This is a genomic window from Bradyrhizobium barranii subsp. barranii (genome assembly GCF_017565645.3).
Taxonomy (GTDB): Bacteria; Pseudomonadota; Alphaproteobacteria; order Rhizobiales; family Xanthobacteraceae; genus Bradyrhizobium; species Bradyrhizobium barranii.
In genome coordinates, this window is the sequence record NZ_CP086139.1 from 50,099 (window position 1) to 73,740 (window position 23,642).

A 23,642-nucleotide genomic window follows, 5' to 3' on the forward strand; every position below is an offset into this window, starting at 1 on the left:
GAGCAGGGGGTGCGTGGGATTAAACCGGGGCTCGTTCTGATCATTGTGTTCGGCATTGTCGTTGCTGCGCATCCTGCCTTGGCGCAGCAGGACGGCAGCGTTCTCACGACGCTGGAAAATTCGGTGACGACGGCCGCCAAGGGCTGGCAGACCGTCATGCAGGCGGCCAAGTCGTTGTTTTGGATCCTCGCTGGCATCGAGGTCGGGCTTGCCGCGGTCTGGCTCGCCATTCAGACCGCAACGCTTGACGCTTGGTTCGCCGAGATGGTGCGGCGGATCATGTTCATCGGCTTCTTCGCCTTCGTGCTCGACCAGGGACCGAGTTTCGCGAAAGCGGTCGTCGACAGCCTCTATCAGATCGGTGCTGGCGGCGGCTCGGCTTCGCCGGCGGATGTGTTCAACGCGGGTCTCAAGGTCGCCTCCGCGATGTCGCAGAACGCACAGTTCGGCCTATTCCACGACAATGCACTGGCGATCGCCTCGGTGTTCGCCATGGTGATCGTGGTGATCGCCTTCTCGCTGGTCGCGGCGATCTTCGTGGCTGTCATGGTCGAGATGTATGTTGGCCTGCTCGCCGGCATGATCATGCTCGGCCTCGGCGGCTCCTCCTTCACCAAGGATTTTGCCATTCGCTACCTAGTCTATGCTTTCTCGGTCGGCATGAAGCTCATGGCGCTGGTGATGATCGCCAAGATCGGCTCCGACGCCTTGCTAAACCTCGCCAACCAGACCGGCACCAGCAACGACGCGTTCGTCGGGACATTGGCGATCGGAGGCATCTCCGTCGTCGTCTTCATTATCTCGATGTACGTGCCGAGCATCGTCCAAGGCGTCGTGCAGGGCGTCTCCGTCGGTAGCGGCATGGAAGTGGTGAAGCATGGGGGACAGGCGGCGAGCTTCGCGGCCGGCAGCGCCGCCCTCGTCATGGGAGGCGCGCGGGCCGGGGCGGCCGGCTTCAGTTCCGCGCGTGCTGACGGCGCCTCGTTTGGCGCGGCCGCCCTCAAGGCGATGACGCAAGGCATCGGCACGGCGGGCGGCGCGCTCGCCTCCGCCACACGCGACCAGGCGATCGGCGCGCCGGGCTCCTTCGGCACCTCAACGCTTGGCCTCGCCAACGCCAAGCTCGATCAGCGGGTCGCCCAGCATCGCCTTGCCGATCTCGTTGTAGCCGAGCCGTCCCGCGCGGCCGGCCATGTTCTTGTACTCGGCGATCGTGAAGGGGCGGCCGTCCTCGCCGACGAACTCGTTCTCGAGAAGATGCTTGATTCTTAAACGGGGGCTGACTGACACTCTCTCCGCTCCTCGCCAGGTCGTCGATCCTCTTGTCCACGCGGCAGCGTAGTTGCCAGGCACGGATTTCCTGTCGGATTGCCTTCGTCGCGGCATTGCTGACACCGGGGCTGAAGTTGACGAAGTGCTTTCCCCAACGGTTCTTCGACCGGCGGGCGCGGAACGGGTGAGTAGGCCGGTGGGATTTCGCCACCAGCACCGGGTCACCGGAGGCGGTCGCCCGCCCCCCGGTCGGGTAGGATCGAGGCGCGTAGCGGGCTTCGCTGAACTGAGCGTAGGCGTCGAGGAAGGCGTTGGCGGCGCAATAGTCGACCTGTCCCACGTCGCTTTTCGAGGCCGAACTGTTGTCTGGCTAGACACCGGTTTACATCGACTCGAAAAAAACGCAAGCGCCGAAAGGCGGAAAGGTACTGGATATGTCTGTCGAAGTCGCCGCACACCTTGTGCGCATCCACATCAACCGGGAGGCCTTCGAATCGCCGGACCCGACCACCGGCGAGGCGCTCTATGCCTTGGCGGAAATCCCGGCGCATCAACGTCTCTACCGCGAGGTCGACGGCGACAAGGAGGACAAGCTGGTGCCGCGCGACGGCGAGCCCATCCACTTGAAGGAAGACGAGCATTTCTACAGTCAGAAGGTGTTCGACATCTTCGTCAACACGGACGAGCACCAGGTCGAGAAGAAGCACATCACCTACGCGCAGGTCGTCGAGCTCTATCTCGGCAGCGGCGGCAGTCCGTCGAACGAATACCTGGTGAAGTATTCCCACGGCCCGGCGGAAAACCCGAGCGGCACTTTGGCTCCTGGACAAAAGGTGGCGGTGAAAGATGGCATGCGCTTTAGGGTTGCCGGAACTGGCGAGTCGTAACCCCTTCGTCAGGGACCTCGAGGAGCTCGGTTACCACCTCGACTTCGTCGGCGGCTACTTCGTCATCTACCGCCTGCCCTACCTCGACGAGGAGGGCAGACTGAAGTACGGCGACTTGGCCAGCACCCTCGATCTCAATGGAGCGGTGATCGATCCGCCGACCAACAACCACCAGGTTTGGTGGCGGGGCACCCGGCCATTCGACCAGCAGAAGCGGCAGATCAGGCTCGGCGGCGGCGTCCATCAAGTAACGGTCGCCCCGGATCTGATCACCGATCAGTCGTTCTCATTCAAGCTGCAGGAGAACGGCACGAACCGAGACTACCGCTCGTTCGAGGAGAAGGTTCAGACCTATCTCGACGCGATCACGGCGCCGGCGATGGCGGCGTATCCGGAGGCGACGCCGCTAGGCGGGATCGCGGTGAAGGCCGCGGCCCAGGGCAGTCCGTTGCGCTTTCCCGACATGATGTCCTCGAGGTATCACATGAACGACGTCTCCTCGCTGCTCCGCGGCAAGCGCGTCGCCGTCATCGGCCTGGGCGGTACCGGCTCTTACATCCTCGATTTCGTCGCACGGACGCATCTCGATCGCATCTCGCTTTTCGACGACGACAAGGTGCACGTGCACACGATCTTCCGGATTCCAGGATTCATTCTTGATGCGATTGGCAGCTTCAAGGTGGACGCGCTGGCGCGCCAGTACGGCAACTGGCATTCGGGCATCGAGCCAGTGCCCGAGCGCATCACCTCGGCGAACATCGACTGCCTGGCCGGGTTCGATTTCGTGTTCGTGTCGGTCGACGACGGTCCGGCGCGCAAGCTGATCGTCGATTGGCTGAGCGCGCGGGGAATTCCCTACGTCGACTGCGGCATGGGGCTGGACCGGTCTCTGGTGGGTCTGAGCGGGTTCGTTCGCATCACCGGCACCGATCGCAATGCCTACGACGGCAACGTCGGAAGCGCGCGGCTGCCCATCGAGAACGCCAAGGAGAACGAGTATCGCAAGCAGGCGCAGATCACGGAGTTGAACGCGATGAACGCCGTCATGGCCGTGATCAGGTTCAAGCAGCATTTCAAGCTGCTCGATCGTCTCGACGAGGCGACGTCGTACATCTTCGATACTGCGACGATGGAGATGGAATAGAACGTATGGTCAGCTTCTCATACCGGGCCGTCGAGCGCCTGCCCAAGCAACTCGAACAGGGCGTCCTCTATCACTCTCCCGAATTCGAGGTCGCGGCGCTTTCCTGCGCCTGCGGCTGCGGGCATCGCGTCATGCTCCTGGTGCCCGACAGTCACCAGGTGTCGCAGCAGAACGGTTTCGCGACCGTGCGGCCGTCGATCTCGGTCTGTGACGCGCCCTGCAAGTCCCATTACATCATATCGTCCGGCCAAGTGCAGTGGCTCGCTGCGTTCTCGGACGCGATGGCCTCCACGACAATGCGCAGGCAGATCGCCCGCCATGTCGACCGCGAAGCCAGGCTGCAGACTTGGACGAGTTGGATCTGTATGGCCATTGCGAGGATGTTCGCGAAGGTCAGAGAGACGCTGGGTCTGTGAGATCGGGGCGCAGCCGCGATCTCACATCACGCCTAGGCTCGACCGAGGCGCCCTTGGTCGGCGGCGCCCGCCGACACCTGCACGGCTTTGTGCCCCGGTTGATGCTTGCCGACCGATTGGCGACAGGCACCTTGGCGAGTCGTCGAATTCTCTGGTCGCTCCTATATTGGGTCACGACCAATTCGATTTTCAGCGAGAGAACTCGCTGCAGGGCCGAGGAGGAGTTGTATGTCGGTAAAGGCGGTCTTTGTCGGCATTGATCGACATCGCAGTCTGGAAGTACCGGAGCTCGGCGGCGCGAAGCGCGACGCCACCGCGCTGTGGGCGCTGTTCACGGATTCAGTGCCGGGGCTCGCTTCCCGCCTCCTGCTCGACGAACAGGCCACGCTCCCAGATGTGCGGGATGCGATCGTCGGCACCCTGAATGCCGCTGACGTCGACGACATCGTGATCGTGAGCTTCGCCGGACACGGTTCTCCGGACGGCAGTCTGGTCCTGTATGACACCGAACCTTCCGATCTCGCCGGCACCGCGCTGTCGATGACCATGCTGGCCGAGGCGTTCCGGACGACGAAAGCCAAAGTCGTCCTCTGCATTCTGGATTGCTGCTTCAGCGGCCACGCTCCGGCCCGCGTGCTCGAGACCGCGGCCAGGCCACGCAGCGCCTTCGCCCTGACCGGCATCTTCGGCGAGGGCCGGATACTGCTCGCAGCCTGCGCGCCGACCGAGGCCGCATGGGAGCAGCCGGGCACCGGCCACGGACTTCTCACCTACGCCACCATCCAAGCGATGACCGGAAGCGCCGGCGCGCCCGTGAGCTTTCCCGCGGTGGCCGACGAAATCATACGCCTCGCACGCGTCGAGGCGACGCGGATCGGCGTGACGCAAACGCCGGCGTTTCTGGGTACCGTCCAAGGGGGACTTGCCTTCCCGGCGCTGGTGCGCGGAGCGAACTACGCTGCGGCGTTTCCGGCCGTACCGGTGCACCGGATCACGGGCTCGTTCGCGGAGCTCGCCGGCGCCGGTCTGCCGCAGGAGATCGTCGACCAGTGGACCGCGACGTTCCCGGCCGGCTTGAACGCGCTGCAGATCAAGGCGGTGAACGAATTCGGCGTGCTGGACGGCAAATCGCTGCTCGTCGTCGCTCCGACCAGCAGCGGCAAGACCCTCGTCGGCGAACTTGCCGCCATCCGCGCGGTCGCCGGCGGCAAGAAGGCCGTCTTTCTGCTGCCGTACCGCGCGCTGGTGAACGAAAAGTTCGAGGACTTCAGCGCACGCTTCGCGCCGGCCGGCCTTCGGGTCGTCCGCTGCAGCGGCGACGCCTCCGACGGCGTCGCACCGGTACTGAGCGGTCGGTACGACCTCGGCTTCTTCACCTATGAGATGTTCCTGAACCTTGCGCTTTCCTCGCCGCGCCTGCTCAACCAGCTCGGTCTGGTCGTGCTGGACGAAGGGCAGTTCATCACGGATCCCACGCGCGGCATCACCGTCGAACTGATCTTCGCACTGCTGCTCCGCGCGCGGCAACGAGGCGTCGATCCCCAATTGGTGGTCCTGTCCGCGGTCATCGGCAACCTCAACAGTTTCGACCGCTGGCTCGATCTACCATTGCTGACCTCGCGCAACCGTCCCGTTCCGCTGATCGAGGGCGTACTGGATCGGCGCGGCACTTTCCAGTTCGTCGATGTCGACGGCACCACGAAGACGGAGACCTTGATCCCGCCCGGGCACATCGTCCAACGCCGCGACAAGCCGAGTTCGCAGGACGTGATCGTGCCTCTCGCCAAGCAGTTGGTCGCCAAGGGCGAGAAGATCATCGTCTTCCGCAACACGCGTGGTCCGGCACAGGGGTGCGCGCGCTATCTGTCGAAGGAGCTTGGTCTCCGGCCCGCGACCGACGTCCTCTCCGCGTTGCCGACGCAGGATCTGACGGCCGCGTCGCAGGATTTGCGCAACTGCCTCGCAGGAGGCACCGCCTTCCACAACACGAATCTGCTACGGGCCGAACGCGAAGCCGTGGAGCGTGGATACCGCGCCTTGAACGGGCAGATCCACGTGCTCGCCGCCACCACCACGCTCGCCGCCGGCATCAACAGCCCGGCCTCGACGGTCATTCTCGCGGAGAACGAGTTCGTCGGCGAGGACGGCCGCCCCTTCACGATCGCCGAGTACAAGAACATGGCCGGCCGCGCGGGACGGCTCGGCTACAACGAGATCGGCAAGGCGATCATCCTCGCGGATACGCCGGTCGAGCGGGCGCAGCTATTCCAGAAATACGTGCTCGGCAGGCCGGAAGACGTCACTTCTTCGTTCCAGCAGCGCGACCTTCCGACCTGGATCCTCCGGCTGCTCAGCCAGGTCCGCGGCGTGCGCGCCGAAGAAATCCCTGGACTGCTCACCAATACGTTCGGCGGCTACTCCGCATCTCTGGCGAATCCGCACTGGATCCGGCAGGTCGAGAGCGACGTCGCATCGCTCGTCGACCGATTGCTGCAGGCCGGCCTTGCCGAGCGCGACGGCGACCTGATCCGTCTGACGCTGCTCGGTCGCGCCTGCGGATCCTCCTCGCTCGCCTTCGAGTCCAGCCTGCGCCTGATCGAGTTGATGCGTCAGTTGGACATCGCGCGCACGGACCCGGTCAGGGTGCTCGGGATCGTCCAGGTGCTTGCCGAGATGGACGCGATCTACACGCCCGTGATGAAACGCGGGCGCGCCGAGGGCATCCGCGCCAGCCAGGTCGGACAGCGCTTCGGGGCCGACATGGCGCACTTCCTGCAGCGCTATTGCGATGGCGAGTTCGAATTCCTGGCGAGGTGCAAGCGTGCCGTCATCCTGTACGACTGGATCGAAGGCGTCCCCGTCGACGAGATCGAGCGGCGCTACACGACGACCCCGTTCCAAGGCGCCGTCAGCTACGGCGACATCGCCCGCATAACGGACGGTGCCCGCTTCCATCTTCGATCGGCCCACCAGATTCTGTCTGCCCTTTTCCCTTCGCATCCCGACTTTCTGCTCGCGCTCGACGGGCTGCTGCGGCGTCTCGAGTTTGGTCTCCCGACGGACGCGCTTGGACTGATGAGACTGCCAGTGGCCCTGTCGCGCGGCCAGTACCTCGCGCTGGCGGCGACGGGCGCGCGGTCGGTCGATGCGGTCCTGTCTCTCGGCGCCGAGACGTTGATACGCTGCGTCGGGGATGCGGCCGCAGAGGCGATCGGCGTGATCGAGAAAGACGGGGCGTCGGCCTGATCGTCGGGGCACGATGCGGAACGCGGCGGGCGCTTTTTGGAACCCGAACCCTACCTTAGCACCGCATGTGTAAGAAATATGAAGCATATTTCTTACGCAGATTGACCCCTGTAAGAAATTTGATACATATTCCTTACATGAGGACCGCGACATGGCCAGCAGTACAGTAGCCCAGATCTATAATCGGATGAGCCACGATGCCCAGCCGAGCAAGGTATGGACCGCACGCGACTTCGCCGATACCGGCTCCCGGTCGGCCGTAGATGTCGCGCTCCATCGCCTCAGGAGCGACAACCGGATCCGACGCGTCGACCAGGGTCTCTACGACCTTCCGCGCACCAACCAGCTCACGAAGAAGATTTCCCCGCCCGACTACAGGTCGGTGATTCAGGCGGTCGCGCGACGGGACGGCGCCAAGGTGTTGGTCGACGGCATCACCGCCGCCAACAACCTGGGCTTCACCAACGCCGTGCCGGCCAAGGTGGTAGTGTGGACCGACGCGCGCGTGAAACCGATACATCTCGACAAGATGGTCATCGACTTCAAGAAGGTCGCGGCCAGCCGGCTTGTATGGGCGGACCGCCCGGCGGCTCAATTGGTACAGGCTCTGATCTGGCTGCGCGATGTTCTACCCTCGGACCACGACAAGATCGCGAAACGCCTCAAGGCTATCCTGAACGACGGCGATGACGGACAGCGCATGCGCAAGGACCTGCAGGACCACTTGGGCGATCTGCCGGACTGGCTCATTCCGCTGGTGAAGGATATCCTGAACGACGCGACGCCACCGGCTCCGCCACCGCTGGCTCGCACTCCGTGAGAGGCGATCATGAGCGACCTGCAGCAGATCATCCGGGCCAGCGCTGACGACCGCCGAGGTCTGTTCCAGACGACGGGACAACGCCTGTCGTGCGCACCGGAGAACGTCGAAAAGGATTTCTGGGTCTGCTGGACGCTCGATGCGCTCTACAACAGGGCGGGCATCGGGGAGCGCCTGCTGTTCAAGGGAGGCACTTCGCTTTCGAAGGCCTTCGATCTGATCCAGCGGTTTTCGGAAGACATCGACATCACGGTCATCCGCGACGACCTGCCGGGCGATCCGTTTCCCTCCGACGACGAACTGCGTGCCATGGGATCGAACAAGCGCAAGCGCCAGCTCGACGAGATCAAGGATCGCTGCAGCCGCTACATCCACGGCCCGTTCCAGGCCGCGCTCTGACCAAGTTTGCGGCCGCCGACCTCGAAGGGGTGAAGTTCAAGATCGAGCCGGATCCGGACGACCCCGACGAGCAGTCCATTCTCTTTCACTATCCGAGCGCGTTCACGGATTCCGACGAGGCGTACATCCGCCGCGTCGTGAAGATCGAGTCAGGAGCGAAATCGGCGCTCGATCCGCATGAGACCAAGACGATCGTTCCCTACTCCGCGTCGGACACAGATGGACTGGATCTCACCGTACCGAACGTGCTGACGATCAAGCCCGAGCGGACTTTTTGGGACGAGATCATCATTCTGCACGGACAGCGGCACTGGTTTCAGAACAGGGGCGAACTCTACAAGGACGGGCAGCGGCTGTCGCGGCACTACTACGACGTATTTCGCCTTCTCGCCTCCGAGCACGGCAACGCCGCGCTTGCGGATCTCGAGCTCGCGGATAGCTGCGTAGAGCACGCACGCCTCTACTTCGACCGCAAGCCTCTCGATCTCGACTTGGCGACGCCCGGAACGTTCGGCATCGTACCCGCCAACGGCATGCTCGATCCGTTGAAAGCGGATTACGAAAAGATGGCTGGCATGATCTTCGGCGACGTCCCGCCGTTCGACGACATCCTCGCTAAGATCGAGGCGGCCGAAGCGACATTGAACGCAGCGTGACCTGCTGCGCTCGCACTTCTCTCCGATGGCGCCGAAGCTCCTCCCGACGGCCTAGCCGACGGCAAATCCGTAGTCTGCACTTCGAGAGCGGCGGGCATTCATTGGACCGTGATCGCCCGCCGACGGATCGCCGAACGGTTGTCACCCGGCGCGCTTATGGTATCCAAGCGGCAAGAATTTGCTGCTGATTGACGTCAAGAACGGTTATCTCGCCCTTGAGCAACCGAAGGAGAAGGGGCTTAGCGCGCTCCTGTAGTCTACTCATCCATTCATTGTTGCACGCTCGGCAGACGACTTGAAGTCGCCGGCTCCGCAGATCACCGCCGACGGTTTTGCGGGTGAACTCGGAATGATGCTTATGAACCGTCGCCGAAAGATAGGAGTAGTTGACCGAGGTTTTTGGTATGTACCGCTTTAACCAGTCGGCCCAAACGTGCTCGCGTGTGGTGGGTTGAGACCCACAAAAGATGCAGTACTTGGAGGCGCGAGCCATGGCAAGAAAATCCAACGATCAATGTGATCCGACGTAAGCTAAACAGAACCCTTGCGGCCAAGCGATTTCTATTAGGTACTGGTGGAAGGGAAGCTCACCGACAGGCACTTCGCCTCCAAGATCCATTGCATTGACGACGAGATTTTCGAGTGGCTAGAGCGGCGTGAGTGCGAGACGAAGAGTGGGCACCAATGACTAAGGTGGTTTAATGGTCATCGGAGTCAGGGAAAATCACGCAGCTTTCCGGATGCATCAGAATGAGATATCCTCGCGGCAAAACACTGATCGGCCAAGTCTGCCGAGGTAGGTGACGTGCGCCTATTTGAGAGCCTGCCTCACTCATAGGCTGACTCGGCGTTGAATGTCACCGCGACGATCAAGATCGATCCCTCGCAGGGTCTGCAACGCCCGTACGAACGGTTCCAGAGCCCAAGCCGGGACGAACCCTTCGGGCTTCCAGACGCTCGACCCCACTCCCTGGAGATACAAATTGCTTTCGAACATCTCCTGATGTGCAGGAGCATCGAAGTGGTCCTTCCTGAAACCAGCGCAGATAACGCATCGTCCAGCCTTCTTGCGGGAGTTAGGTGCGTGCACTCTTGAGCATGAAGGCGCTCACCTGTTGGCGGTGGAACCGCAGCGTCCGCCACGCGGTCGCGGACGAGATCTCGCATCGCTTCGAGGCCTCCATTGGGAACCCGGGGCGGGCGCAGGAAAAAATCGGATGAAGACCAGCCGGGAAGTCGGGAAGAGCTTGAACTCCGTCGAGTCGCTTCGAAAAGCTGATCAATCAAATTAATGACAGAATCGCGATGCTCCTCCGACGAGCAAGGCTCGATCGCTTTGCTTGGAAGTTGAAGAGGAGGAACTCAGTTTGGATGGGCAGTTACAGGGGTTTATCGACGCGGTCGATCTGGCACGCGACGAGCGCTCCATTCGCAACGCGATCAAGAAGTTTGCTGTCTCATCCGGCTTCGATCGTTATGCCTACATCCATGTTCACGGCGACGATGCGGTTGTTTTCAGCGATTATCCTGCGGAGTGGTTGAGCCTTTATTTTGCAAAGCATTACACAACCATCGACCCCGTCGTGACGACCGCCAAGCGCACCATGCGGATGTTCGCCTGGTCAGCGGAGGAGCGCGAGCTGCGCAGGAGTTCGCGTGACATCAAGCAATTCTATTCCGAGGCAACTGACTTCGGCATCCGCTCCGGCGTTTCCGTTCCGATCAGGACAAGTTATGGCCGAACCGCGATGATCACACTCGCATCTGATCGGCAGCGGGTCGAGGTCCCGCCATGGGATCCGATGCAGGCGGCGCTGGCGCTCGCCTATATTCACGTTCGCCTCAGCCTGGCGTCTGGGTCGTCCTTCAAGACAGGGAACGTGACGCTGTCGACGCAGGAGGCGACCTCGCTCAGTTGGTCGTCACACGGCAAGTCAATGAATGTGATCGCGGACTTGCTTGGGATCAGGCCACGAACGGTCCAATTCTATCTGGACAATGCGCGCGACAAACTCGGCGCCAGCAATCTCCAGCAAGCCGTCCGTATCGCCATGGAGAAAAAGTTGATCTAGTCCACTGTGATACGTTACCGGACGACCCTGCTCTTCGATCAACGGCGACGCCCGGCCCAGAGTCGTTGCCATGACGATTATCCGGCGGGAACTTTGGGAACGTAGCCGAGGCGATCGATCAGGCTGTTGAGGACAAGCTGACGGGCCCGATGCTCGGTCTCCGCATGTTCATTGATTCGTTGGAGCTCCGCGCGGCGCTCGGGACAACAGTCTGCGTCAGCCTGTGCGGCGACCCGCTGCAATCGGGCCGTCTCGGCGAGCGCGACGCTCGCACGGTATTCGCGAATGGCGTCGATGGTCAGCCGTTCAAGTTCAGGTTGCGCCATTTCCCCGAAGATGTGCTCAAGCTCGCAGTTGAGCCCGGCTCCGGGCGAATCATCATCATTGTTCGATGTCACAAATTCTCTCGCAGACTAGGTCCGCGGTGCGCCCCCGCCGACGATAATCCCCTTGATCCCAAGCCGGGGGTTAGAAAACCGCGATTAGACGGTCCCTGTGACCTTTAGCACCGAGGCGCCTGGACATACGTCGCAGGCCCCCGGCCGTTAGGTCAGAGGATCCCGGTGCCGTCACGGCCGGCACCAACCGCTAATCGAGGGGTTTCTAAGCCCCGAGGCAGCGCGTACTGCCCTGCGGGTCTTTATAGATTGAAGAGGGATTCGGCGCCAGCCGTGGAGAATGCGGCGACTTCAACCAAAGTTGGTAGGGTCTGCGGCCAACAGCCCTGGCGACATGAAACGTGCACCGATGGTGACGTCCGTCGCCCGGCACGGGGCGCAGAGGAGAGAATGACGGGCTCGAGCGCGACCTTGCGTCGCCAAGCCTCGTGCGATTACCGATGTGATAGCCTAGCGGCGACCCCACCTCCGCAGATTCGGCCGGATGCGAAGCGCCTGCACACCACCATCAAGGATGCTCTCGGCCGACAGCGCTGCCGCCTATGCACTATATTTGGCTTTCCGGCCGAGGTCGTTGCAATCCGAAGGCTTATTTCGGTTTGTTGACGCCAATGCCGGTCAGATCGATCCTGATGCCCGCCTTGTTGGGATCATCCGGCGCTTTGTCCTGCAGGATCCCATTGTCCGAACGCTTCGCAGGCCTCGCTGCGTCATTCCCGTCCACGGCCTTGTCGTCAGCGTCGGACGCCCCCTTGTGAGGTGGCAGGCTATCGGGATCGGGCTCGTCGAATACATACTTCCCCTCGAAATACCCGCTCTTCCAGGCTTCGATCGCGTCGCCGAACGCCTCGTCGACCGGCGTGCCTGACGATGCGATAGACCTTGCCGAACAGCGCGGTGCCCATCCTGATATTGGCGCAGGCCTCGACGAGGTCGGGCTTGAGCTCGGCGACATCGGTGACGCCGAGGCCGGCCGGATATTGGGTTACCCCAACGCGGACCATCGCCTGGCCAACGTAACGGCGGACCAGCTCCATGGCGTCGTCCGCGGTCTTGGGCGGTGTCACCAGGATGACGCGGTTTCCGGTCCGGACCGTGACGGCAAGCGGATCGGGTACCCCGACCGCGCGGACGAATTTCTCGACGATCGCGGGCTTCAGAGCAGGATCGGCGCATTGGTGAATGGTGGCGGCATCGATCATCCGGATCCCCTTCAGGTGTTGAACGAGCGCACGAGCGGCAGCGCGAACAGGCGCGCCCAGGCTTGAGTGCTGGCTTTTTGAATGGCGAGGACGTTGGTGCCGGCGGTCCACCAATCGTTGCCGATGGCGACAAGTATGTCGGGCGACTGGAGCATCGACTGCAGGACGGGCCAAACGACCAACTGCTCGTAGCAGATCAAGGGCGCGACGCGCCGGCCGGCTGACTCGACGACGGGGTTGGCAAAGAAGCTGGCCCTGGCGCCGCCGCCCTGCCCCGTCCAGGCGAGCCAGGGTTGCCACATCGAGACCGGCACCGGCATGCGCTCGCCATAGAGCCGGCGAGCGCGACCGGTGCTGATCTCCACCATGGCATTGTCATAGCCTTCGCGATCGACGATCGCGGCACCGGCGATCACCGTGATGTTGGAGCGGCGAAGGCCGTCCATCCAGAAGCCGCTCGTGGTCGGCGTCCACATCCCGGCCGCACTCTCGGGAAGCACGACAACGCGCGCTCCCGCCGCGCCCGCTTCGCGCACGTGCTGGAGAAGCGCTTGGGATTGAGCGAGATCCGGAGTCCGCCCGAGTGCGCTGCCAAGCTTGGTATCGAGGCCAACCCATCCGCCCGGTTGCGACGGCACGATCCAGTGCGCGGCCGACCAGGCCGAGAGGCTGGCCGCGACGATCGCTGCGATGGGCCACGCGCCGGTCGTCATGGCGACCAGGATCGCCGCGGTCGCGGCCAATCCCCACCATCCCCAACCGGGAAACAAAATGCCGGCCGCGGTGATCGGCTGTGCCCATCCGACGATCCCAAAGGGAGGCGCGCTCATCAGGATCGCGGCAAGCCCAAACGAAAGCGTCCGCCCCCATCCCGGCCGACTCTGCCACAGCATGGTATGGACAAGGACGAAGGCGGCCGCGGCGCCAATCCACAAAGCGATGCCGACGCCGACATCCGTGCCGTAAAAATTGACGACGCCCTGCGGCAGCCCGCGCGATGCCGCGAGGAAATAGGCCGCGCTCACTGCCGCTGAGATCACCCGCGTGGGCGCGAACGCCCACAGCGTCGGAAAGGCGCAGGCGAGCGGCAGGGCGAGCGGGTGACCACACCAGGCCGCGGCCCCGACCGAAGCCGCGGCTACGACCATCGCCGCGGCACGCCAGGCGCTAGGGACCGAAGGTGAAGACGGGCCGGGCGAGGCCGAGAACGCCCGATGACGGGATCGGGCCAAAATAGCGGGAATCATAGGAGCCTGCGAAATCGGAGTGGAGATAGAGCTCGCCGTCGGGAATGACGCCGCCGGCAAAGGCTAAGAGAGGACGGCCGGCGGCATCGGTCTGCCGGACATCGGAATCGGGCAGCGGATAGCCGTCGATCGAGACCTGTTCGGCGACATCGACCTTTTGGCCACTGACGGCGACGACGGTCTTGATGAGCGGGCTTATGCCCCCGGCGCAAAGTCCGCGCCGGATGTAGCCGCGCGCGAAGGCGCGTTCGAACTCGGCCGTGTCGGGCGGACAGATGAAGACGAGATCGCCGGTGGCGGCGGCTCGATCCAGCGTCTCGATCCGCCAGAGCCCACGCGGGTAACTCGCCGTCATGTTGATGCGCAGTCCGGCGCCCCAGCCGGCGCCCGCCATGGCGGCGATGAGGCCGGCACCAGCCATCAGGATCACGAGAGGGAAACGCCGTATGCTCATTTCAGGGTCTGTCCCTGGCTCTGGGTCAGGCGCTGCCCCTCGGCCTGTTTGAGGGCCTGCGCGGTGCGCTCCCCTGCTGCGAGCTGCTGTGCCGCACGCATGGCTGGCCAGGCTTCTTTCAGCTGCTCGCGCCGCGCCGGATCCATGCCGGCGGCCGCCTTCTCGAAAGGCTGCCCGTTGGGTTCCCTGGCGGCATTCGACAGGAATGTCCGATCGCCAAAGCGCTCAGCGACGGCCTTGTTGAAACCGTCGATCTCCGCCTTCACCATCCTGTCCGCAAGCGCGAATTCGAGCGCGCTCGGCAGGTCGTTGCGGTCGATGGCATCGCGCACGCGCTCGAGCACGCGACGGGCGTCGCGCGACAGAGCGGGAATATCGATCGCCACACGATGCCGGACGGCGCGTTCCTCAGCCTCGTGCTTGTGCTCGGCCTCGGCGCGCAGACGCACGTAGCGCTCGATGTCGCGCTTGAGCGCCGACACATTGGCCTCCGCGCGCTGGCGCTCCTGCTTGTCGGCCTTGCTCGCCATCAGACCGGTCTTGCCGCGCAGAGCCCCGAAGGATTCTGGGCTCGAGGCAAGACGGGCGATCGTCGACGACGCCGCGGCGGCATCCTTCAGCATGGCGTCAAAATTCGTCGCCCTGAACGCCCGCTCGGGATCGGCAAAGACGAGGCGGAATCGGATGGACACATCCTCCCACTGCTTCTTGATGGCGGGGTCAGCGAGGATCCTGTCCTCGACGGTATCGATGAGGGATTTGGGGAACGTCGTTACGCCTGCGATCATGGGCTTCGCCTCCTTGTGTGCGGTGCTGATGATGGGTTTACGGCCATCGACGAGGCCGAGTTTTTCGGCGAGCGCACGCAGCCGGCGCGCGACCTCGGCGAGGCGCTGCTTCTGGCGAACCGTCCAGCGCAGGCGATCGTTCACGAGCGTGCGCGCCACCCGAACGACGTGCAGTCCACGGTTTGCGGCAAAGCGCAGCGCAGCGCGATAGAGGGCGCCGCGTTCGTAATCGAGCGTGGTCTCCTTGGCCCGGCGCTGCGACAGGATCGGGATCAGGCCGCCAGCTTTCTGGAACGAACGCCGGCCGTAATAGAGCGCGACATCCTCGCGATGGCGGGTCAGCGCGACATAGGCGAGGTGTTTGTCCAGGGACAGCGTTGCCAGCACCTTGACCCGGTCGACGGTGGCTCCTTGCGCCTTGTGCACCGTCGTCGCATAGCCGTGGTCGATGTTGCGATAGAAGCGCTGATCGACCTCGACGCGGCAGCGGCACTCGCCCTCCCCGATCTCGGCGACCAGGCGCGCAGTCCCGGCTTCCACAACTTTGCCGATCATGCCGTTCTTGACCCCGAGCGAGCCCTCGTTCTTCAGGAAGACGATCTGGTCGCCGGGCGCAAATCGGCGCTCGCCGTCCTCGGTCCGGAAGGCATGTCCCTGTTCGAGGAGACCGCGCTCGACGAGCTTGGCCCGCGCCATCTCGTTCAGCGCGCGGATGTCGCGGCGCAGATGCCCGAGGATCAAGGTCGACTTGGATGGATCGTAGTCCCGGTTCCAATCGGCGATGAGATTGTCAATCGCCTGCGCCTTCAGCTCCGAGCCAAACACACGTCCCTGCTGGCGATAGGCAGACAGAGCCTGCGCCGTCCGGCCACGGGCAAGATCGAGCGAGGCGTCGCGCATCCATTGCTGGCGCTGGCGATAGATCGTCTCGAGTTCGGCGTAGCCGATGCGTTCGACGATCGCGCGAAACGCCGCGCCGGCTTCGATCGGCTGCAGCTGTTCCGGATCGCCGACCAGGACGAGCTTGGCTCCCGCCTTTGATGCTGTTTCGACGAACAGCGCCATCTGCCGCGAGGCGACCATGCCGGCTTCGTCCAGGACAAAAACCGTTCTGTCGTCGAGGCCGTCGCGACCGCTTTTCCAGCGCAATTCCCAGGAGGCGAGCGTGCGGGATTGGATGCCCGCCTCCTTCTCCAATCCCTCGGCCGCCTTGCCCGCCAAGGCGCCGCCGACGACGCGGTAGCCTGCGGCCTCCCACACCTCGCGCGCGGCCCGCATCATCGTGGTCTTGCCGGCGCCGGCACGGCCGACAACCGCCGCGATCCGGATCCCGGACGCCAGATGCGCGATGGCGGCGCGCTGCTCGGCCGAGAGGTTGGCGTGACGCGCGGACATGGCTGCGAGGACCGACGGCTTGACCGGGAAAGCCCCACTGCCGGAGAGGTGGACCGCGCGCCGCACCATCTCGGCTTCGAGCCGGATCAGCTCGCGCGTCGTGTATTTTGCCGGCGCCCGCGCGCCCGTCGCGAAGTCGACCTGTTCCCCTTCCAGTTGGAGCACATCGGGGCTTTGCAGCACCCGCGCCATCAAGTGCTGGAAGGTTGCGGCATCGTCGACATAGCGATGCAGGAGCTTGCCGACATCTCGTTCGTCAAAGACGCTCTTCTCCCGCGAGATCATGTCGAGCACGATCTCCGGACGGCGCTGGATCCGCCGCAACGTCTCGGCCCGGTTCTCGTTGAAGACGCGCAGCCGTTCGAGGTTCGGATCGCGCCCCTCGCGCTCCGCCCGGCGCTGGATGGCCTTGGCCGCGACGCCGATATGGGTGGTCGGCACGACGTCGATCCCGCGCTCAGCGTAGGAGCGCCCATCGACCCGAATCTCGTGGCCGTTCAGGGCGAGGTGCTGGTTCTGCAGGTCGAGCCAGCCGTTGCGCTGCTCCAGGAATTCCTGCTTGTCGCCGGCCCAAAGCCGATAGGCGATCTTGCCGGATTTCATGCGCAGCGGCTGCCCGTCTTCTCCGATGACGGCGACCCGCTTCGGCCCGAATCCGTCCTCGGTGAGAGGCCGCAGCGTCGTCATCATGTGGACATGCGGATTGCCTGGCTCGTCGTGATTGACCCAGTCCGCAACCTGCCCTCGGGATAGTACCTGCTCGACCACGAACTGGCGCATCAGCGCGATGTTCTGCTCGCTCGTCAGCTCGACGGGCAGCGCGATGATAAACTCCTTGGCGAACTGCGCATCCGCTCGCTTCTCGAAGGCTTCGACCTTGTTCCAGAAGGCCTCCGACGCGCCCGCAACGGAGCGATCGGCGATCATCGTCCGAAGCCAGGCGGGGGCGTCGGCCGGGACCAGGAATTCCTCGTGGATCATCCCGCGCTTGTTGGAATAGTCGACGGTGCGGCCCTCGGCCTCGAACTCCATCTTCGCGCAATGCCGGTAGGCGGCGGCCAGCACGGCGCTGCGGCCATCGCCGCGTCCGATGAGCTGGGGTGTGAAATGGGTGATGGCCACGGCTGGAAGCGATCCTTAAGACGAACGAACATGCTGTTCGTCGGAATCGGCCGGCCCATTCGTGGGCGGGAAGCAGGACGTCGCGTCAGCGACGTATTACTGCGCCCTTGGAAGCCGCTCCTTCGGAACGGCGGGATGATCTTCGAAAGCGTCGGCTCCGCCGACCCCGTTAATTACCCGGGTCGCGCTTCGCGCTCACCCCGGCTTTCCTATTTGGCGCTTCGCGCAAATTAACAAGAAAGGTCTTCCGGAATGAAAAAGCCCTCGCGGCAGATCAGGGACGAAATCGCCAGGCTCCAGGAGCAGCTGAAGCAGGCTGAAACGCGGGAAGCCGAGCGCATGGGCCGCATCGCGCTGAGAGCCGGGATGGGCGAGATCGAGATCGACGAAGGCGCGCTGCTGTCGGCGTTCGAGGAGATCGCCGGCCGGTTTCGCAAGGGCGGAAGCCCAACAGCGAAGGCGGCCGCGGCCGTCGCGTCTGGCGCGTCTTCGGGCGTGGCTGAACAGGGCTGAACGCATGCGCCGCTCCGATTCAACTCACGCCCGCAAGAAGGACACGCGGGAGAAGATCGAGCTGGGCGGCCTCATCGCCAAGGCCGGGCTGCGCTACGAGAAGCGTGCGTTGCTGCTGGGTCTGCTGATCGACGCCGCCGACCGTCTCCGCGGCAGCGAGGTGGAACGCGAGCGCCTCATGGCGATCGGCGCGAAGGCGTTCGGTCATGAGAGCAAATAAGATCGCCCTGGCGATCGTGCCGGCCGTGCTGATGGCGAGCTTATGCCTTGTCCTCACCGGCATCGAAGCCTGGCTTTCGAAGTTCGGGACAACCCCGAACGCGCGCCTGGTGCTCGGCCGGGTCGGCATCGCCCTGCCCTACGTGGTCGCCGCGGCGATCGGCGTGGTCTTCCTGCTCGCGGCGGCCGGTGCGACGGCGATCCGCTCGGCCGGCTGGAGCGTCGTGTTCGGCGGCCTGCTGGTGGTCGCGATCGCCGTCTCGCGCGAGATCGCGCGCCCCCATTCCTTCGCCAATGCCCTGCTCGCTGGAGACCGCCTTCTCGCCTATGCCGATCCCTCGACCATCATCGGGGCGACAATCGCTGCGCTCGTGGCCGTGTTCGGGTTGCGTGTGGCTATAAAAGGCAACGCCGCCTTCGCGGCCGCTGCCCCGCGTCGCATCCGCGGCCGGCGAGCCATCCATGGCGAGTCCGACTGGATGGTGATGACCGAGGCTGCGCGGCTGTTCCCGGAGACAGGCGGCATCGTGGTCGGGGAGCGCTATCGCGTCGATCGGGATGCGGTTACGGATCGCTCCTTCCGCGCCGATGACGCCGAGACATGGGGCGCCGGGCAAGTCTCCTTTGCTCTGTTTCGATGCGTCCTTCGGCTCGTCGCACGGCATCGTGTTCGCCGGTTCCGGCGGCTTCAAGACGACCTCTGTCACGGTGCCGACGGCGCTCAAATGGGGCGGCGGGTTGGTCGTTCTCGACCCCTCCTACGAGGTCGCGCCCATGGTGACCGGACACCGGCACGGGGCGGGTCGCCAGGTCTTCGTACTCGACCCGCGCTCCTCAGGCGTCGGCTTCAACGTGCTCGACTGGATCGGCCAGCACGGCGCGACCAAGGAGGAGGATATTGCCGCCGTCGCGTCCTGGATCATGACCGATAATCCGCGCCAGGGCTCGGCGCGGGATGACTTCTTTCGCGCCTCGGCGCTGCAACTGCTGACGGCCCTGATCGGCGATGTCTGCCTGTCCGGTCATACGGAAAAGAAGGATCAGCACCTCCGCCAAGTCCGCGCCAACCTGTCCGAGCCGGAGCCGAAGCTGCGCCAGCGGCTTCAGACGATTTACGACAATTCGGAGTCCGGCTTCGTGAAAGAGAATGTCGCGCCCTTCATCGCCATGACGCCGGAGACTTTTAGCGGCGTCTACGCCAACGCCGTGAAGGAAACCCACTGGCTCTCCTATGCCAACTATGCTGCGCTGGTGTCCGGCTCGAGCTTCACGACGGCCGAGCTCGCGGAGGGCCGGACCGACGTCTTCATCAATCTCGACCTGAAGACGCTGGAGAATCATGCCGGCCTCGCCCGTGTCGTCATCGGCTCGCTGCTCAACGCCATCTACAATCGCAATGGCGAAGTGACCGGCCGCACCTTGTTCCTGCTCGATGAGGTCGCTCGGCTCGGATACTTGCGCATTCTCGAAACTGCGCGCGATGCGGGACGCAAGTATGGCATCACACTGCTGATGCTCTACCAATCGATCGGCCAGATGCGCGAGGCCTATGGCGGACGCGACGCGACCAGCAAGTGGTTCGAGAGCGCGTCCTGGATCTCCTTTTCGGCGATCAACGATCCCGAGACGGCGGACTACATCTCGAAGCGATGCGGCGACACGACGGTCGAGGTTGATCAGCTGAGCCGGTCCTCGCAAATGTCGGGTTCGTCCCGGACCCGGTCCAAGCAGCTCGCCCGCCGGCCGCTCATGCTGCCGCATGAGGTGCTGCGGATGCGGACCGATGAACAGATCATCTTCACCGCCGGGAACCCGCCGCTGCGATGCGGACGCGCCATCTGGTTCCGGCGCACCGACATGCGGGCGTGCGTCGGCGAGAACAGGTTCTACCGGAGAGAAGCCGGTCAGCGGAGCTGATGGTCGTGAAGTCGCCGATGACCCGCGAGAGGAGCGTCACGCGAATGCGCGGAGAATGTTTGCGGGCTCCGGGAGTGCCGTTGCGAGTAGAGCCGTCCCCCGGAGGGGCTCGCCCAAACACTCCTACCGCTGCGAGATCAATTCCAAGACGATGGACGTCCCGAGCAGAGCCAAACAGAGCCAGGTCGAGAGCGATATCCCGCTCCCATGCGGATGTTGGAATAACGGGCTACGCATCCGGGAAATTGACGCGCAAGTAGTCAGTTGCCGCGTCGGCCGTAGCGAACGTCGCCAGTTGCTGCGGCGCCTCGTCCGGCCGCTGCGCCTGCCGGACCACCAAGACCTGATCTGCGTCGAACTGGACACAGGGGCGCTCCCGGAACTTGAGCCACTTCGCTTGCTTTGCTTCGGCCAACGCGCAGGCCGCATCGTAATCATCGGCGATGCCGAGATGGGTCGAACGGTCCCACGCCCCACCATTCAGGCACCGCACCTCGATCCGGCCATCCGGCAACGTGACGCCATAGGGACGATCCCACCATTGATCGAGCTGTGCCTTGCTTCGTGCGTCGTTCGCCGTCGCGTCGAAGGTCTTCGGCAGTTTGGGGTCGAGCGGAAATCTGTTTGGCATTGCGAACCTCTGATCAGACTGAAATTGCCAGAACGCGAGCTGAATTGGGAGAGCTATATCGGGCTGCGCCGGTGACCATTCGCCCACGGGCGGCGCCGCCGCCTGGCTCTTTTCGACTGCGCCGCGACACGCTGTGCGGGGCGCGTCATCGTTTCAGGCGAGATCATAGACCTGTGAGATACCGTCGTCTGAACCTCAGGGAGGCCACCGTGGCGGTTACCGGGTCGTGCCGGACATGCTGACCGAGACGCCTCCTGTTTGCAGCTGCCGGCCGGTATGATCATTCGCCGAAGAAATGCGGCCCTACATCGAAGAGGGGATCGTGAGCTATCGGCTATTGTCGGATCAGCCGGCGGGGTGTGCCAATTTTTCTATCACAAACCCTTGCTCCGTAAGAAAGCGGTCCTATTTCAGGAACGCCCGTGCTAGCACTCACGGGTCTTGACTGCTAACACTCATGAAATCCGTCACCAATACAAATACTTAGGAGAAATGCATGAAATTCCGTCCGCTTCACGACCGCGTCGTGGTCAAGCGTATCGACGCCGAAGAGAAGACCGCTGGCGGCATCATCATTCCGGATACGGCCAAGGAAAAGCCCTCCCAGGGCGAAGTGATCGCCGTCGGCCCCGGCGGCCGCGACGAGAGCGGCAAACTGATCCCGATCGACATCCAGGTCGGCGACCGCGTGCTGTTCGGCAAGTGGTCGGGCACCGAGGTCAAGATCGACGGCCAGGACCTGCTGATCATGAAGGAAAGCGACATCATGGGCGTGCTCGAAGCTCCCGCTTCGAAGAAGAAGGCCGCCTAAGTCAACGCTCGCACCGCTCACCCTGAGGAGCGCCGGCCGGGCGCATCGTCAAGGGTGAGACAAGCCGTGAAGCAAAATCCAAGCACTCAGGGAAACCAATATGTCAGCCAAAGAAGTCAAGTTCGGCGTCGACGCCCGCGACCGCATGCTGCGCGGCGTCGACATTCTCTCCAACGCCGTGAAGGTCACGCTCGGTCCGAAGGGCCGCAACGTCGTCCTCGACAAGTCGTTCGGCGCTCCCCGCATCACCAAGGACGGCGTCACCGTCGCCAAGGAGATCGAGCTCGACGACAAGTTCGAGAACATGGGCGCCCAGATGGTGCGCGAAGTCGCCTCCAAGTCCGCTGACGCGGCTGGCGACGGCACCACGACCGCGACCGTGCTCGCGGCTGCGATCGTCCGTGAAGGCGCCAAGGCGGTTGCCGCCGGCATGAACCCGATGGACCTCAAGCGCGGTATCGACCTCGCGGTCGAGGCCGTCGTTGCGGACCTGCAGAAGAACTCCAAGAAGGTCACCTCGAACGAGGAGATCGCCCAGGTCGGCACCATCTCGGCCAACGGCGACGCCGAGATCGGCAGGTTCCTCTCCGACGCCATGAAGAAGGTCGGCAACGAGGGCGTGATCACGGTCGAGGAAGCCAAGTCGCTCGAGACCGAGCTCGACGTGGTCGAGGGCATGCAGTTCGACCGCGGCTACATCTCGCCCTACTTCGTCACCAACGCCGACAAGATGCGCGTTGAGATGGACGACGCCTACATCCTCATCAACGAGAAGAAGCTCTCCTCGCTGAACGAGCTGCTGCCGCTGCTCGAGGCCGTGGTGCAATCCGGCAAGCCGCTGGTCATCGTCGCCGAAGACGTCGAAGGCGAGGCGCTCGCCACGCTCGTCGTGAACCGTCTGCGCGGCGGCCTGAAGGTCGCGGCCGTCAAGGCTCCGGGCTTCGGCGATCGCCGCAAGGCCATGCTGCAGGACATCGCGATCCTGACCGGCGGCCAGGCGATCTCGGAAGACCTCGGCATCAAGCTCGAGAATGTCACGCTCAACATGCTCGGTCGCGCCAAGAAGGTGATGATCGACAAGGAGAACACCACCATCGTCAACGGCGCCGGCAAGAAGGCCGACATCGAGGCGCGCGTGGCGCAGATCAAGGCGCAGATCGAGGAGACCACCTCGGACTACGACCGTGAGAAGCTCCAGGAGCGTCTTGCCAAGCTCGCGGGCGGCGTCGCGGTGATTCGCGTCGGCGGCGCGACCGAGGTCGAGGTGAAGGAACGCAAGGACCGCGTGGATGACGCGATGCATGCGACCCGCGCGGCGGTCGAGGAAGGCATCGTCCCGGGCGGCGGCGTCGCCCTGCTCCGCGCCACCGAAGCGCTCAAGGGCCTGCGCACCAAGAACGACGACCAGAAGACCGGTGTCGAGATCGTGCGCAAGGCACTGTCGGCTCCCGCTCGCCAGATTGCGATCAACGCCGGCGAGGACGGCTCGGTGATCGTCGGCAAGATCCTGGAGAAGGATCAATACGCCTACGGCTTCGACTCGCAGACCGGCGAGTACGGCAATCTAGTCACCAAGGGCATCATCGACCCGACCAAGGTCGTGCGCACCGCGATCCAGAACGCCTCCTCCGTGGCGGCGCTCTTGATCACCACCGAGGCCATGGTCGCCGAGCTGCCGAAGAAGGCCGCTGCCGGCCCCGCCATGCCCCCGGGCGGCGGCATGGGCGGCATGGACTTCTGATCCAGCTGCTGCAGCGAACTACGACATACCAACCCCGGCAGCGATGCCGGGGTTTTTATGCGCTCTGGCAACTTTTGACCTCGTCAGATTATTCTACCGCGCGAACCGTATCGGCGTTGAAGTCGGCCAGTCGGCGATCCCGCAAGGAAAGATCATAGGCACGCTTCAGACATTTGAGATCGTTAGACCACGCGCGTTCGATATCGTACGCCAAAACCCGCCGGAGGGTGCCCCGCCTCATGCCGCCATCATCGCGGTCGCGGGAGTTCTGGACAACATCGGCGATACCTGC

General features: G+C 63.8%; 18 protein-coding genes and 3 pseudogenes. 14 read left to right on the top strand and 7 right to left on the bottom strand.

Annotation, left to right across the window (positions count from 1 at the left end; genetic code table 11):
- Positions 1–9: 9 nt before the first annotated feature.
- The 8 genes from trbL to J4G43_RS55575 all read left to right on the top strand — a co-directional run bounded on the left by trbL (position 10) and on the right by J4G43_RS55575 (position 8,840).
- Positions 10–1,272 carry a P-type conjugative transfer protein TrbL gene (gene trbL / locus J4G43_RS54715; RefSeq protein ID WP_208089686.1) on the top strand — a complete coding sequence of 421 codons (1,263 nt, stop codon included), beginning with the start codon at positions 10–12 and terminating at the stop codon, positions 1,270–1,272.
- A gap of 434 nt (positions 1,273–1,706) precedes the next feature.
- Positions 1,707–2,159: a multiubiquitin domain-containing protein gene (locus tag J4G43_RS54720; protein WP_060913253.1), complete on the top strand. Its 453-nt coding sequence runs from the start codon at positions 1,707–1,709 to the stop codon at positions 2,157–2,159.
- Positions 2,119–3,303, top strand: a complete 1,185-nt coding sequence (locus J4G43_RS54725) for a ThiF family adenylyltransferase (RefSeq protein WP_208089687.1) — start codon at positions 2,119–2,121, stop codon at positions 3,301–3,303. The genes J4G43_RS54720 and J4G43_RS54725 overlap by 41 nt, the downstream gene beginning before the upstream one ends.
- A 5-nt stretch (positions 3,304–3,308) precedes the next feature.
- The gene (locus tag J4G43_RS54730) at positions 3,309–3,719 is read left to right on the top strand and encodes a ubiquitination-like system serine protease family protein (RefSeq protein WP_060913255.1); all 411 of its coding nucleotides are present in this window, start codon (positions 3,309–3,311) and stop codon (positions 3,717–3,719) included.
- Positions 3,720–3,947: 228 nt separating this feature from the next.
- Entirely contained in the window at positions 3,948–6,965 is a 3,018-nt protein-coding gene (locus tag J4G43_RS54735) for a DEAD/DEAH box helicase (RefSeq protein WP_060913256.1), read from the top strand.
- A 151-nt stretch (positions 6,966–7,116) separates the two neighbouring features.
- Positions 7,117–7,785: a DUF6088 family protein gene (locus tag J4G43_RS54740; protein WP_060913257.1), complete on the top strand. Its 669-nt coding sequence runs from the start codon at positions 7,117–7,119 to the stop codon at positions 7,783–7,785.
- 9 nt (positions 7,786–7,794) lie between these two features.
- On the top strand, positions 7,795–8,184 hold the full coding sequence (locus J4G43_RS55570) for a nucleotidyl transferase AbiEii/AbiGii toxin family protein (RefSeq protein ID WP_256461583.1): 390 nt from the start codon (positions 7,795–7,797) through the stop codon (positions 8,182–8,184).
- 29 nt (positions 8,185–8,213) lie between these two features.
- The gene (locus tag J4G43_RS55575; RefSeq protein ID WP_256461584.1) at positions 8,214–8,840 is read left to right on the top strand and encodes a nucleotidyl transferase AbiEii/AbiGii toxin family protein; all 627 of its coding nucleotides are present in this window, start codon (positions 8,214–8,216) and stop codon (positions 8,838–8,840) included.
- An 843-nt stretch (positions 8,841–9,683) separates the two neighbouring features.
- Here J4G43_RS55575 and J4G43_RS56490 read toward each other — a convergent pair.
- Positions 9,684–10,031, bottom strand: a pseudogene (locus J4G43_RS56490) (IS110 family transposase); the annotation flags it as partial.
- A gap of 176 nt (positions 10,032–10,207) precedes the next feature.
- Here J4G43_RS56490 and J4G43_RS54750 point away from each other — a divergent pair.
- A complete protein-coding gene (locus J4G43_RS54750) occupies positions 10,208–10,912 on the top strand; it encodes an autoinducer binding domain-containing protein (protein WP_208089698.1) in 705 nt (234 codons plus the stop codon).
- Between the two features lie 77 nt (positions 10,913–10,989).
- On the opposite strand, the gene J4G43_RS54755 is transcribed toward J4G43_RS54750, so the two are convergent.
- The 5 genes and pseudogenes from J4G43_RS54755 to traA form a co-directional block, all read right to left on the bottom strand.
- The gene (locus J4G43_RS54755; RefSeq protein WP_225006066.1) at positions 10,990–11,310 is read right to left on the bottom strand and encodes a transcriptional repressor TraM; all 321 of its coding nucleotides are present in this window, start codon (positions 11,308–11,310) and stop codon (positions 10,990–10,992) included.
- Between the two features lie 589 nt (positions 11,311–11,899).
- Positions 11,900–12,512: pseudogene (locus J4G43_RS54760) on the bottom strand (TraH family protein).
- An 11-nt stretch (positions 12,513–12,523) separates the two neighbouring features.
- Positions 12,524–13,759: a conjugal transfer protein TraB gene (locus J4G43_RS54765; RefSeq protein ID WP_256461585.1), complete on the bottom strand. Its 1,236-nt coding sequence runs from the start codon at positions 13,757–13,759 to the stop codon at positions 12,524–12,526.
- Entirely contained in the window at positions 13,680–14,213 is a 534-nt protein-coding gene (gene traF / locus J4G43_RS54770) for a conjugative transfer signal peptidase TraF (protein WP_038945275.1), read from the bottom strand. Before traF ends, J4G43_RS54765 begins: the two co-directional genes overlap by 80 nt.
- Positions 14,210–17,518 carry a Ti-type conjugative transfer relaxase TraA gene (gene traA / locus J4G43_RS54775; RefSeq protein WP_208089689.1) on the bottom strand — a complete coding sequence of 1,103 codons (3,309 nt, stop codon included), beginning with the start codon at positions 17,516–17,518 and terminating at the stop codon, positions 14,210–14,212. Before traA ends, traF begins: the two co-directional genes overlap by 4 nt.
- A gap of 252 nt (positions 17,519–17,770) precedes the next feature.
- On the opposite strand from traA, the gene traC reads away from it, so the two are divergent.
- The 3 genes and pseudogenes from traC to traG all read left to right on the top strand — a co-directional run bounded on the left by traC (position 17,771) and on the right by traG (position 20,167).
- The gene (traC, locus tag J4G43_RS54780; RefSeq protein ID WP_208089639.1) at positions 17,771–18,031 is read left to right on the top strand and encodes a conjugal transfer protein TraC; all 261 of its coding nucleotides are present in this window, start codon (positions 17,771–17,773) and stop codon (positions 18,029–18,031) included.
- A gap of 4 nt (positions 18,032–18,035) precedes the next feature.
- Positions 18,036–18,251: a type IV conjugative transfer system coupling protein TraD gene (gene traD, locus J4G43_RS54785; protein ID WP_038380958.1), complete on the top strand. Its 216-nt coding sequence runs from the start codon at positions 18,036–18,038 to the stop codon at positions 18,249–18,251.
- A pseudogene (gene traG, locus J4G43_RS54790) lies at positions 18,238–20,167 on the top strand (Ti-type conjugative transfer system protein TraG). The gene traD and the pseudogene traG overlap by 14 nt, the downstream one beginning before the upstream one ends.
- A 229-nt stretch (positions 20,168–20,396) precedes the next feature.
- Here the strand turns inward: traG and J4G43_RS54795 are convergent.
- Positions 20,397–20,885 carry a hypothetical protein gene (locus J4G43_RS54795; RefSeq protein ID WP_202801365.1) on the bottom strand — a complete coding sequence of 163 codons (489 nt, stop codon included), beginning with the start codon at positions 20,883–20,885 and terminating at the stop codon, positions 20,397–20,399.
- A 409-nt stretch (positions 20,886–21,294) separates the two neighbouring features.
- On the opposite strand from J4G43_RS54795, the gene groES reads away from it, so the two are divergent.
- Together groES and groL are read left to right on the top strand one after the other, a co-directional pair.
- Positions 21,295–21,609, top strand: a complete 315-nt coding sequence (groES, locus tag J4G43_RS54800; RefSeq protein WP_038945268.1) for a co-chaperone GroES — start codon at positions 21,295–21,297, stop codon at positions 21,607–21,609.
- 100 nt (positions 21,610–21,709) lie between these two features.
- Positions 21,710–23,350: a chaperonin GroEL gene (gene groL / locus J4G43_RS54805; protein ID WP_208089690.1), complete on the top strand. Its 1,641-nt coding sequence runs from the start codon at positions 21,710–21,712 to the stop codon at positions 23,348–23,350.
- The last annotated feature ends 292 nt before the right edge of the window (positions 23,351–23,642 follow it).